Below are 12,350 nucleotides of genomic sequence, written 5' to 3'. Positions count from 1 at the left end.
CGTCTCCTCAGGCGTTTGCGGTTTTGACTGCTGCGGTCACGTCAGCCTTGTCGGCCTTGGTTCCCAGAAGCTGTTCAACAATCGCAGACGTGGTTTCTTCGGCGATAGTACCGACATCGCTCATGGCCTTGGCCTTGATTGCGGCGATACGTTCTTCCGCTTCAGCAAGCTTGCTCTCAAGAGCAGCTTCCGCAGTGGCACGTTCGGCCTCTGCTTCGCCCTTGCCTTTTTCGTGAGCAGCTTCAGCAATCGAAGCGGCCTTGGTGCGCGCAGCAGCCAGTTCCTGCTCGTAAGCAGCAATGGCGTTGTCCGCATCCTGCTTAAGGCGGGCAGCCTGCTCGAGATCCTGTGCGATACGGTCACGACGGTTTTCGATCACGCCGCCGATACGTGGCAGAACCACGCGGGACAGGAACAGATAGAAAAGACCGAAAGTGATCGCCAGCCACAGAAGCTGCGAAGCGTAATGGGTGGAATCAAACGGCGGGAATACGCCGCTGCCGTGTCCGGCATCGTGCGCGACCCCGGTTTCGGTGTGCACAGCATCGGCTGCGCCGTGCTCACCAGCAGCTGGTGCCGGTTGCGATTCGGTGGCGGTTTGGGCAAACGCCGTGGACACGAACATCCAGATTTCCCCTTCAATCCAGCATGCTCTTTTCCGGAAAGAAGTTCCGGATTTATAGAAACATGCTCACTTAGACGTCATATGCAAAGGCCAGCCGCGCTGCATTTCAAGATACAGATCGCGGCAGGCCAGTTTCTTGCGACTGTTTATTAAACAGCGAAGAGGAGCAGAAGCGCGATGAGCAGCGAGAAGATGCCCAGAGCTTCCGTCACAGCGAAACCGAATACCAGACGGCCGAACTGGCTGTCAGCAGCGGATGGGTTACGCAGAGCGCCCGAGAGATAGCTACCGAAAATGTTGCCGAGGCCGAGAGCCGTACCGGCCATACCGAAACAGGCGAGACCGGCGCCGATGTACTTTGCTGCTTCCGCTTCCATGTTAAAGCTCCTTCTGGATTGCAAATTAGTGCGGATTTCTGTTCTGGCGGAAACCCGCCGGCTAGAACCTCAAAGCGCATCACTTTAATTGTATCGATGCGAAGCGCTTTAAATGTTTTCATAACGCATGTTGTTGTCGGAAAACCGGTAAACCACTTTTCCGCAACATGCTTTAGTGACCCGGATGTACTGCGTCGTTGATGTACATGCAGGTAAGGACGGTGAAGACGTAGGCCTGGAGGAATGCAACCAGGAACTCAAGCGCGGTGATCGCGACCGTCATGATAAGAGGCAGGATCGCTCCGCCAACACCAAGTGCACCAAGTGAGCTCAGCGAGACAACGAAGCCTGCGAAAACCTTGAGCGTGATGTGGCCTGCCAGCATGTTCGCGAAAAGACGAACAGAAAGGCTGATTGGGCGCGAGAGGAACGAAATGATTTCAATGGCAACAACCAGTGGGATGATGATGCCCGGAACACCGCTTGGCACGAACAGCTTGAGGAAGCCAATGCCATGCTTGTAGAAACCGTAGATAATTACAGTGCCTATGACGAGCAGCGACAGTGCAAATGTAACGATGATCTGGCTGGTAATCGTATAGAAATACGGGAACAAACCGATAAAGTTTGCGACCAGAATGAACATGAACAGCGAGAAAACGAAGGGGAAGAACTTCATGCCCTTCGACCCGGCCGAATCTCTCAGGCTCGACGCCACAAATTCATAGGCCATTTCCGAAACCGACTGAAGGCGACTTGGGATCAGTCCACGGCTCGACGACGTGAAGTAAAGAAAGCCTGACGCAAGCACCACCGTTGCGACCATAAAGGCCGAAACATTGGTGAACGACAGGTCCAAACCACCGACGTCGATCGGAATCAACCGGGAAACCTGGAACTGATGGATCGGATCGTTGGCCAACTTAACCTCGTCTGTCGTTCCTGCCCTAAGGCGTTTCAGTCGCGAACCAAAGGCTCGCCTGGGCGTTTCAGTCTCGGGCGAACCGCCCGCTTGTCTTAAGTGTCTATACGCGAACATTTTCGTGATGTCCGCGAAGACTTATTCCTTATCGCTCTTTTCCACGCTAGACTTATTATTGCCTTGATCGGCAACATAACCTGCGGAACGGAGCACGTTGAGGGTGCCAGCGCCAAAGCCCAGAAGGAGAAATACTATCAACCCCCATGGCGACGTGCCTGCGTAGCGATCAAGAGCCCAACCAATTACTGCGCCAACCACGATACCAGCAATAAACTCGCTGGAGAGTTTCATGGCCTGCGCGACGGAACTGGATGTTTCCGAACGCTCATCCTCAGAAGCCGGTGGTTTAAGCACCCTCTTTTTGGCCAGTTCGGCCTCAAGGCGGTTCAAACGCTGATCCAGCCCCCCGGAAACAGTTTTGCGGTCCACATCCCTGCCTACACCGGATGACTTTCCGGGCTCAGTGCCGCTCGTCATTGGCAGCTCCTTTTGCAAGAAATGCGGGCCTTAAAAGCCCATTTCCAAGTTGCGCGCAACATATTGACACACCGCGCGCTAGTCAAGGCGGTCAAGCAGTTGCTTCAAAAGGTTTTTTCTCTAGGAAATGCAATGATTTAGCCGATGGTGCGACTCATTTTCCGCCCAAAGTCGGAGTTCATGCAGCAATTCGGCTTCAAAATTGGAATCGAATTAGGCGAAGCTCCGCACATGGATTCATCAATGTGCACCTGTTTCAAGCGACGTTCGAGACAAATAAATGTGTCCGAAAGTGATTTCGTAGCAAGCCACTTGAACAGACGACTGTTATTAGCTCCAGCCGCCGCCATAAGTGCGATAGAACACATGAAGGCCGATCTTGGTCATCTTCTTCATGGTGGGCGCCCAGAACGGGCTGACATAGGTCGCGTGATAATGGGTGGAGGAACCAACCTCCGGCAGCCAGATCTGACCGGCGGTGACTGTTTTGGCGACCTGCTGCGCCATGCGCCATTGTGGCATTTCAGTTACGCGATGCTTTTGCCCATCGCAGGCAAACGAAAACTGGCATGCATTGAGCCAGTTGCGATTCTGATAGACCACATCGCAAATGGTTCCCGGATAAGACGGGTTGCGAACGCGATTGAGTACGACCTGCGCTACGGCTACCTGTCCTTTGACGGTTTCGCCGCGCGCTTCATAGTAGACTGCCTCTGCGAGACACTTCTGCTCTTTCGAGCCAAACGATTCTGCAGGCAAAGGCGTAGCCGCCCATGCGTGGTCCTGTTCACTGATCGGCGGCACAAAACGACCGCTATCTGCTTCCGGCGTCAGAATACTTTCGAAGGGCGAAGTTTTGCCGTAGTCGGGCTTAGAAGGCGCATAGCCCAACGCGAGAACGTCGGGCTCATTATTGTTGATCAGCTTTGCCAGCTGCACAGGTATGTCCTGTCTGGATTTGGGTGGTTTGACCGCGTGGAACGCCATCGCGATCTCAACCTCCTTCCCTTCAATGCTGGATTTTGAGAAGGCCATGCGCGCATCGATTTTTTCGCGCGGCGCTGTGATCATGCTGATTTTCTCAAACATGCTGCCCGCGTTGAAAGCCCGCGCCGGAGCCTTAGGCTTCACAGAAACGATGCGACCGGTCTTGTCCGTACGATTGATGCGATTCTCATCGGGATTGGGATCATCGACGCCGAGCTTGGCGGTCTTCTGACCACCAGAAAGTGCAACGCGGCCAATGCCCGGCACCTGAATACCTGTTGCAGCAATACTGCCTGTGACCGTCGTTGCATCGACAAAAGGCATTTCGGCCTGATGCAGCGAGCCGACCGGAGCTTTGGCGACAAAGGCGGTCCAGCGATGCCCTGCCACGTCTGCAGTCGGTACAAGGCTTGCCATATCCTGAAAGGCGATTGCATTGGAGTTGAACAGATAGGCGATCGCAGCCAGCAAAAGCGGCACCAGACGATGCGGCTTGCGCACGACATGACGTGGCTTGGCGCGAACAGCGTAATAGCGACCATCCTCGGGACAATAGCCCGTTACCGGATAATGCCATACCGGCTCGGCAGCGGCCTTTGACCGGCCAAACAGCGCTCGTATGGAACCAAAACGCACCGCAAACTCCACTCGCAACGATTACTTAACTATAGCGAATAATGGAGTATTAACCTTGATGGATGGTTAACGGTATTTTGTTTACCCTTTGAAAAGATTGATTAATTTTGAATTAACGCCGTTCCCGGAGGTTTGTTTTTATTTGCTTTTTTAGCTATCCCAATAGCAAATGCGTTCAGGCAAGAGCGTGCTGGATTTATCTGGAATGCAAAAGGAATTTAAAATGGTCGGCAAAAAGACATTGAATACAATGGTGGTGGCACTGATTGTCCTCCCCTTTCTGGCTTCAAATCTTAATGCTGAAACCTTTGATCGTGTGGTGATCCTTGCCAATACACCCAAAATCACCCGTTGGGCCGTCATTCATCAGAAACCCGATCCGGCTCACAATGACCCTTATTATCATTTGGAGGCGTTCGAACATAAGAAGGGCGCTCAGCCTTGGGTGTTCAAGCGGCTTGCACATCATATGGTGATCACCAGCGAAGCGCTCGAGAAGAGCCGCAACAAGAAGCGCGCTGGCACATATGCCTATAAGGATGTCGAGTTCTGGATCACATACAAAATGTGGCGTGATAATCCGGAAATCCGTGCGCAAACGCCCATTTGTGAAACGAGCATCAAAGACTGCCTTGAACGCGCCACAGACCCAAAATAAGCGACCAATATGATCAGGAAAATTCTTTTCGCCGTCGTTCTCATCGCTGTCGGCTTGTTCGGCTACACCAAGGTCATGGCGCGCGTCGGTTCAGGCGAGCCGCCACAATCTCTCCCTGCGGAACAACAGGCAGACGCCATAAAGGTTTATAAAGGTGAGCGTCGGATGACGCTGCTGCGCGATGGTGCCGTGATCGGCACATATCGGATTGCACTCGGCGGCAACGGCGATGGGGGACATAAGAGCCGCGAGGGCGACCAGAAAACACCTGAGGGCGCTTACATCATTGATTGGCGCAATCCGCGCTCAATGGCCCATCTGAGCCTGCATGTTTCCTATCCGAATACTGCAGACCAGAGTGCAGCCGATGCGGCAGGCTATGCACCCGGCGGCAATATCATGATCCACGGCCTGCCTAATGGCTGGGGATGGCTTGCCTCTGTGCACCATCTCTGGGACTGGACGGACGGCTGCATCGGCGTGACCAACACGGAGATGCGCGAAATCTGGTCGAAGGTGCCAAATGGCACCCCCATCGTCATCGAGCCCTAATTCAGCTTCACTGCCCAGCGCTCGATATCGGCACTTTGACCGATCAGGGCCAGACCATTGGCAATCGAATCAAACTGGTTCGAGCTTGTGACCATTGCATCCGGGAAACGCTTTTCAAAAGCCTCGCGGATGGCAGGCACGAAGGATGTGCCGCCCGTCAGGAAGACACGATCGATACCCGCAAAAGTAAGCCCCGCATTCTCCACAGCCTGCTCAACTGATTGTTCGATATTCGCCACGTCATCGGCAATCCAGTTGTCAAAATCGTTGCGGGTGATATCGGACCTGATCTCGAAATCATCAGCTTTGAAATGAAGCTCAGATATTCTTTCCGATGACAAGCGTACTTTGAGGTTTGAGACGGCGCGATAAATCTCATAACCGTAGTCGTTCTCGATCAGGTTGATGAAATGCTCGAGCGGTTCGGGATCGACGGCATTCTTCGCAAGATCGGTCAGTGCGCGAATGGTGGCTGGCGAGTTCATCAGGAACAGCGTATTCCACCGTGCGAAGTTCGCATAATAATGACGCGGTATCGGCAGGCGTTTGCCGAAAGATTTATATTCGCCATTTTTACCCAGAAGCGGGGAAACCGCATTGTCGATAATGCGATAATCGAATGTGTCGCCTGCAATGCCGAGACCGGTCTGGCTCAATGGCGTGAAACTTAGGCCCTGCGCACCCACTTCAAATCGCACGATAGAAAAGTCGCTCGTACCGCCGCCAAAGTCGGCCACAAGAACAGTCGATTCGGCCTTCAGCTCCTGCGCGTAGAAATATGCAGCCGCCACAGGCTCATACACATAATGAATATCGGTAAATCCAAAAGCGCGAAATGCTTTTTCATAGCGCTGCATGGCCAGCTCTTCGTCCGGCGAAGCCCCGGCAAAAATGACCGGACGACCAATGACAACACGATTGCCCTTAGGGGGCAAACGATCCCCAAGGCGCGCTGCAACTGACTCCAGAAAAGTCTCGAGAATGTCCTCAAACTTGAAGCGCTTGCCGTAAACCGGCGTGTCGGTAAAGGATTTTTGGGCTGCAAACGTCTTGAAGGATTGCAACATACGGGTTGAGTGCGGCGCGTTGACGAACGCGTCCATTGCCCATGGACCACTTTCCGACGTGCGTTCGCCGGTTTCGCGATCCTGCCAGAAACAAAGAATCGAGCGATAGCCGGTTACATCAACGCCATCTTTCGGCACGCTCAGTACTGCCGTCGAACCATCGGGTGAAGCCAGCGACAGGACAGTGTTTGTCGTGCCAAAATCGATGCCCATCGTGACACCGCTGAACTGGCTCTCGCTAACTGTCATCATAATCTGCCTCTGGTATTGGGGAATTTCAGGAGGCGGCGACGTAGCAGACCGATTAGAGTTTCTCAAGGCAAGAAACTTTAATAAGAGACAATCAGAATTGATAGTTTAAAGGAGCACCAATGTCCCGCTTTGAAAACACAACCGCAGTTATAACCGGTGCTGCGCGTGGTCTGGGGGCTGCTCTTGCCTTTTCGCTGGCTGAAGCCGGATGCAATATCGTGCTTTGCGGGCGCAGCATGAACGCGCTTGAAACCACGGCGAAGAGTATTGCGCAAAATACTGGACAGAAGGTCGAAACCGTTCAGGTTGACCTCGCTGATACCGCAAGTGTTGCGACTGCCATTGAAACTATCAAGGCGAAGCATTCCGCAATCGACATTCTCATCAACAATGGTGCGATGTGGCTTGAAGATAGGCAGGAAGACTATTCCGAAGTGGAAGTTGCAGGCGTGATTAATGCCGCCGTCACCGGCACATTCCTCTTCACACAAGGACTGCTGCCACTTCTAAACGCTTCACCGCGCCCGGATATTGTCACCATCGGCTCGATCAGCGGCTTGCCGAACGCACCATTGCAGACAGTCTCGATTCCGTTTTATGCAGCAAAGCGCGCGCAGGCGGCACTGGCAGACGGTCTGCGGCAAAAACTTGCCGGAACGCCGGTGCGTTCCATCGTCGTGCATCCGCCTTATCTTGAAGATGCGTCGCCGCTGGAAGACAACTGGCAGGCCTCAGCTAAGCGGAAAAAGGGCGAAGCTGCCACTAGCCGCGATATTGTCGAATCGGTTCTGTTTGCCCTCACCCGCCCGCGCCATGTGTCACTGTCGATCACTGTCGATGCGGATGAAGGTGGCGTATTTGGGTAAGACAACAGCACCTATTATAAAAATGACATCACAAATAAAAAAGCCCGGTCTCACGACCGGGCTTTTTGCTTATTTCTTCTTCTTCGCACGACCCGCGAACGGATTATCCGATGTCTTTAGCGACAGGCGGATCGGTACGCCCGGCATTTCGAATGTCTCACGCAGGCCGTTGATAAGATAGCGCACATAGGATTGCGGCATCGCATCAGGACGCGAGCAGGAAACCACAAAGCCCGGCGGACGGGTTTTGATCTGCGTCATGTACTTGACCTTGAGACGACGTCCGGAAACAGCCGGTGGCGGCTGATGCGCAATAACGCCTTCAAGCCAGCGGTTCAGGCGGCCTGTCGAGATACGACGGTTCCAGATTTCATGCGTCTTAACGACGTTTTCCATGAGCTTATCCAGCCCCTGGCCACGCTCGCCTGAAATCGGCACAGCGCGAAGGCCGCGCACCTGTGGCAGAAGCCGTGCAGTCTTTTCGTAAAGATCTTCGAGAACCAATTGGCGATCTTCGATCAGATCCCATTTATTAAACGCGATAACCGGTGCACGGCCTTCGCGAATGATCAGATCGGCAATCTGCAAATCCTGTTTTTCAAACGGGATCGTTGCATCAAGCACGATGATAACAACCTCAGCAAAGCGAATCGCACGCAGGCCATCGGCAACGGAAAGCTTTTCGAGCTTTTCCTGCACGCGCGATTTGCGGCGCAGACCGGCCGTATCAAAAAGCTTGATGTTACGTCCGCGCCATTCCCAGTCAACGGAAATCGAGTCGCGCGTGATACCGGCTTCAGGGCCCGTCAGCAAACGGTCTTCGCCAAGCATCGTATTGATCATTGTGGACTTGCCTGCATTCGGACGTCCAACAATGGCGATGCGCAGTGGCTTGGTTGTATCGTATTCCGGAATGATTTCTTCATCCGGGTCTTCGATATCATCGCCTATCAGCTCACCGACTGCCTTCGGTGTGAAGACTTCATCGGCTGCTTCTTCTTCACGCTCATCTGCAAAGACACGTTCTTCGCCCAAAAGCTCGACAATCGCATCACGCAGGTCAGGCATGCCCTGACCATGCTCAGCAGAGATCGGGCAAGGCTCACCCAAACCAAGCTGGAAAGCATCATAAAGACCCGACTGCGCACCGCGTGCTTCCGATTTGTTTGCTACCAGAACAACCGGACGGTTTGAACGGCGAACAAGTTCGGCAAAGGTTGCATCGGTCGGCGTAATGCCAGCCTTGGCATCGATCACAAACAGGATCGCATCGGCTTCCTGAATGGCAGCCTCAGTCTGCGCGCGCATGCGCGCTTCCAGACTGTCATTGGCAGCTTCTTCAAGACCAGCAGTGTCGATAACCTGAAACTTCAGATCGTAGAGCTTTGCATCATGGATGCGCCGGTCGCGCGTAACGCCCGGCAAGTCATCGACCAGCGCCAGCTTACGGCCGACGAGGCGATTAAACAGTGTGGACTTGCCGACATTGGGACGCCCGACGATGGCGAGAGTGAAACCCATAGGTTCGTATTACTCCGAAGATAAGCGCGGCTTAAAGCGTTTCGCGCTTATATTAGTGTTGCTAAACGCTTTAAGCATTTACTTCTTTGCTTGTCGTTATCGGAAAACCGGTACCCACTTTTCCGCGACAAGCTTTAGCCTTGTTGAGCTTCCGGCATCTTGATGCCAGCGCCGCGCATGAGATCTAGCATTGTGTTGGCGCGTTGGCGGATATTCGCCGGCGCCAGATTGTCATTAGCAATCTGCTGATAGAGCTTGGCAGCATCGTCGAAACGCTCTGCCTTCCAAGCAGCAAGGCCCAGCGCTTCGCGAGCGCTGGAACGCATTGGATTGCCATCTGCCGAAAGGGTTTCAACGCGCTTTGCGACATCATCATAAGAACCAGAATCAACAAGCAGATAAGCCGCACGCAGGCGAGCGACATCACGCATTGGAGCAGGTACAGCATTGTCGGCAGAAACAGCATCAAAGGCTGCAACGGCTGCTGCCACATCGCCCTTTTCTGCCTGAACGGAGGCCGCACGCAGACGTGCCAAAACCGGATAAGAGCCGTAACCGGTCTTTTCCAGATCATCGAGCGCAGCAATAGCTTCATCGTTCTTGCCGGAAGAAGCCAGATCGAGTGCTGCCAGGAACCTGTCACCGGAAGCGGAGGCTTTGCTGTCAGTCCAATGCTGATAGCCAACCCAGGCGGCCGTACCGATAACGACCGCAACCGCACCGCCGATCAAGATGGGGCCGAAGTTTTTCCAAACCTGCTTTGCCCGTTCCGAACGGAGTTCCTCGTTTACCTCGCGAATGAAACTGTCGTCTGCCATGGACCTGCCATCTTTAGTAGAGTGCAACGGATTTGAAGCCGCGCTCTAAAACCCGTTGATCTTAATTTATCTATTCTGGCGCTTTTAGTCGGAATTCACGCCATATGTAAGACCTGTCGGCGAAATAAGCTGTAAGTGCAAGAAACAATGTACATCTATGTCGGAGCTTCGCCATATTTTGTGACTAACAAGCAACTTTTCCAGTCAGATTGCGTTCATTCCCCCATGCGCCTCATCACTCCCGCCGTCATCATCGCCTCCTCACTCGCTGCAAGCCCCGTCCTCGCCCAGACGACGAAGCCACAATATGTGCTGATTTCGTTTGACGGCGCGCATGACAACAAGCTTTGGACGCGTTCACGGGAGCTGGCGAAAAACAACAATGCACATTTTACCTATTTTCTGTCCTGCGTCTTTCTGATGGAAAAGAAAGACCGCCGCGATTATCAGCCCCCGCGTAAGCGTGCTGGCGCATCCAATGTCGGCTTTGCACTGAGCCATGATGAAGTTGTGACCCGCCTCGACAATATCTGGAAGGCACATCTGGAAGGCAACGAGATCGCAAGCCATGGTTGCGGCCATTTTGATGGCACCAGCTGGTCAACCGCAGACTGGAACAAGGAAATCAAGGAATTCCGTCGCATCACGGCAGACGCCTATAAGAACAACAGCATCGAAGGCGAGCCGGAAGGCTGGCAGGAGCTGGCCCGCAAGGGCATCAACGGTTTCCGCGCGCCTTATCTCGCGGCATCTAAGCCGGTGCAGGATGCGTTGAAAGCCAATGGCTTTCGCTATCAGGCTTCGTCCATCACACGTGGACCGGAACTGCCACAGATAAATGGCCAGTTCGCATCCTTTGGCCTGCCGCTTATTCCTGAAGGGCCATCCCAGCGCGCTATCGTCGGCATGGACTACAATCTCTATGTTCGTCACTCAAAGGGCAAGGAGCTACCTACCCAATCAGCAGAGTTTGAGGACCGCGCCTACAAGGCGTTTCGTACCGCTTTCGACAAGCAATATGACGGTGAGCGCATTCCGCTACAGCTCGGTTTTCATTTTGTGCTGATGAATGACGGTGCCTATTGGCGGGCCATGGAACGACTGGTTGCGGAAGTCTGCAACAAACCAGATGTCAAATGCACGACCTATAATGATTATCTCAACAGCAGCACCGACGCACACTCCGATGGTCTGGGCGACAGTGCAGCTCAGAGCAGAGCACAGGCTTTATGACATGAGGCCCAGATTTTCCTGATCCAGTACAGGCGCTGGCGGTCCTTCAATAGCTGCCTCAAAGCCACGTAAACGCTTGTAGATTGAAAGCAGCTCAATAATCGTCGTCCATGAGTTGACGAGATATTGGAACGAGGTCCGCACCTGCTCGAAAACATTGGAAATCTGGCTCATCAAACCAAGCGTCAGCTTACCTGCTACGATAGAGGGAATGAGGATCAGGAGCGGAAAGATATTATCCGCCTGCAGATAGAAAATACGTGCGACGTTGAAATAGACATAGTGGAAATAGAGCCTGAAATAATTGTGGCGAACATTGGTGAAAAGCTCGCGCATGGTGACAGGCTCTGCGCGATTAGCATGGTCCTCGCCATAAACCAGTTCCTTACGGTAGGCCGCTTCCACGCGCTGATTGTTGAATTCCAGACCCGGTAGCTTGATACCAACGAGCGCCAGAAAGCCCGTCCCGAATATAGCCCAAACTATCGCAGCCCAGACCAGCGCATGTGGAATTACGCCAATTATTGGAAGTTCGCTGACCTTTTTGGAGAAGGTGAACAACACTGGCAAAAAGGCAATCAACGTCATAACCGATTTTACAAGGCTTACACCCAGCTGTTCCAGCGTGGTGGAAAAGCGCATTGTGTCTTCTTGCACGCGCTGGGCGGCACCTTCGATATGACGCAATTTCTGCCAATGCAGCATGTAATAATCGTTCATGGCCGTACGCCAGCGAAAAATATAATGACTGACGAAGAACATGCTCAAGACGCCGATGGTAATGGCCAAAAAGGCAATCCCGGCAAAGTCCAGTGCGCCCCAGTAAAAATCAACAGCAGATACAGCACCCGGCGTACTCAACCCCTTCTGCACCATGTCATAGAACGGCCCATACCAAGTGTTGATCGCGACACTGACCTGAACGCTGAAATAGGTTGTAAACAGGATGAGAGCCGAACCAAGGATCGACCAACGCTGCCATGGGTGCGACGAGAACGCACTCCAGAAAGCATAGAACGCAAACACCGCAACGGCAAAATAAATGTAGAACCACAAAAATGGTGCGGACCAGAAGACGCTAGCGCCGATGATCGGCGCAGACTCTGCCGCTGCACGTGGCAGGCCGACAAACCGTCCAAGAGTGCTCCCCCCATCATACCAGCCAATGACAGCAAGTAGTGTCCAAAGAAGAGCTGAAGAAAAGAGCAGTTTGGGACGCGGAAAGAATGATACGAACATCAGGAAAATCCAAAAATGCAATTCTGCATTTATGAAATGCCTGTCCAACGTCCTTTACCA

13 protein-coding genes are annotated in these 12,350 nt (G+C 53.2%); 4 read left to right on the top strand and 9 right to left on the bottom strand.

All coding sequences use genetic code 11. The features are described from left to right. Positions 1–7: 7 nt before the first annotated feature. The 5 genes from ACSME1_RS09285 to ACSME1_RS09265 form a co-directional block, all read right to left on the bottom strand. The gene (locus tag ACSME1_RS09285; RefSeq protein WP_024896114.1) at positions 8–625 is read right to left on the bottom strand and encodes a F0F1 ATP synthase subunit B; all 618 of its coding nucleotides are present in this window, start codon (positions 623–625) and stop codon (positions 8–10) included. A gap of 149 nt (positions 626–774) precedes the next feature. Further along, positions 775–1,002: a F0F1 ATP synthase subunit C gene (locus ACSME1_RS09280; protein WP_007632966.1), complete on the bottom strand. Its 228-nt coding sequence runs from the start codon at positions 1,000–1,002 to the stop codon at positions 775–777. Between the two features lie 172 nt (positions 1,003–1,174). Continuing rightward, positions 1,175–1,924: a F0F1 ATP synthase subunit A gene (locus tag ACSME1_RS09275; protein WP_024896113.1), complete on the bottom strand. Its 750-nt coding sequence runs from the start codon at positions 1,922–1,924 to the stop codon at positions 1,175–1,177. Positions 1,925–2,062: 138 nt separating this feature from the next. Then, a complete protein-coding gene (locus tag ACSME1_RS09270; RefSeq protein WP_435654917.1) occupies positions 2,063–2,461 on the bottom strand; it encodes an AtpZ/AtpI family protein in 399 nt (132 codons plus the stop codon). A gap of 330 nt (positions 2,462–2,791) precedes the next feature. Further along, positions 2,792–4,084, bottom strand: a complete 1,293-nt coding sequence (locus ACSME1_RS09265; protein WP_024896111.1) for a cell wall hydrolase — start codon at positions 4,082–4,084, stop codon at positions 2,792–2,794. Positions 4,085–4,307: 223 nt separating this feature from the next. On the opposite strand from ACSME1_RS09265, the gene ACSME1_RS09260 reads away from it, so the two are divergent. Both ACSME1_RS09260 and ACSME1_RS09255 read left to right on the top strand, forming a co-directional pair. After that, positions 4,308–4,742: a DUF5086 family protein gene (locus ACSME1_RS09260; RefSeq protein WP_024896110.1), complete on the top strand. Its 435-nt coding sequence runs from the start codon at positions 4,308–4,310 to the stop codon at positions 4,740–4,742. Between the two features lie 9 nt (positions 4,743–4,751). Beyond that, positions 4,752–5,294: a L,D-transpeptidase family protein gene (locus ACSME1_RS09255; protein WP_105705334.1), complete on the top strand. Its 543-nt coding sequence runs from the start codon at positions 4,752–4,754 to the stop codon at positions 5,292–5,294. On the opposite strand, the gene ACSME1_RS09250 is transcribed toward ACSME1_RS09255, so the two are convergent. Continuing rightward, entirely contained in the window at positions 5,291–6,613 is a 1,323-nt protein-coding gene (locus ACSME1_RS09250; RefSeq protein WP_425598489.1) for an Hsp70 family protein, read from the bottom strand. The genes ACSME1_RS09255 and ACSME1_RS09250 overlap by 4 nt on opposite strands. Before the next feature lie 119 nt (positions 6,614–6,732). Between ACSME1_RS09250 and ACSME1_RS09245 the strand changes: the two genes are divergently transcribed. Further along, positions 6,733–7,479: an SDR family oxidoreductase gene (locus ACSME1_RS09245; RefSeq protein ID WP_024896107.1), complete on the top strand. Its 747-nt coding sequence runs from the start codon at positions 6,733–6,735 to the stop codon at positions 7,477–7,479. A 69-nt stretch (positions 7,480–7,548) separates the two neighbouring features. Here ACSME1_RS09245 and der read toward each other — a convergent pair whose 3' ends face one another. Together der and ACSME1_RS09235 are read right to left on the bottom strand one after the other, a co-directional pair. Continuing rightward, the gene (gene der / locus ACSME1_RS09240; protein WP_024896106.1) at positions 7,549–9,000 is read right to left on the bottom strand and encodes a ribosome biogenesis GTPase Der; all 1,452 of its coding nucleotides are present in this window, start codon (positions 8,998–9,000) and stop codon (positions 7,549–7,551) included. 134 nt (positions 9,001–9,134) lie between these two features. Beyond that, positions 9,135–9,818 carry a tetratricopeptide repeat protein gene (locus tag ACSME1_RS09235; RefSeq protein ID WP_100559648.1) on the bottom strand — a complete coding sequence of 228 codons (684 nt, stop codon included), beginning with the start codon at positions 9,816–9,818 and terminating at the stop codon, positions 9,135–9,137. A 225-nt stretch (positions 9,819–10,043) separates the two neighbouring features. Here ACSME1_RS09235 and ACSME1_RS09230 point away from each other — a divergent pair, with 225 nt between their 5' ends. Next, entirely contained in the window at positions 10,044–11,051 is a 1,008-nt protein-coding gene (locus tag ACSME1_RS09230) for a polysaccharide deacetylase family protein (protein WP_435654916.1), read from the top strand. On the opposite strand, the gene sbmA is transcribed toward ACSME1_RS09230, so the two are convergent. Continuing rightward, a complete protein-coding gene (gene sbmA / locus ACSME1_RS09225) occupies positions 11,046–12,290 on the bottom strand; it encodes a peptide antibiotic transporter SbmA (protein WP_105705338.1) in 1,245 nt (414 codons plus the stop codon). The genes ACSME1_RS09230 and sbmA overlap by 6 nt on opposite strands. Positions 12,291–12,350 lie beyond the last annotated feature (60 nt).

The organism is Brucella pituitosa (assembly GCF_965577835.1).
Taxonomy (GTDB): domain Bacteria; phylum Pseudomonadota; class Alphaproteobacteria; order Rhizobiales; family Rhizobiaceae; genus Brucella; species Brucella pituitosa.
The sequence above is the reverse complement of the archived record's forward strand: the minus strand, read 5'-3'. Positions and strand labels throughout refer to the sequence as shown.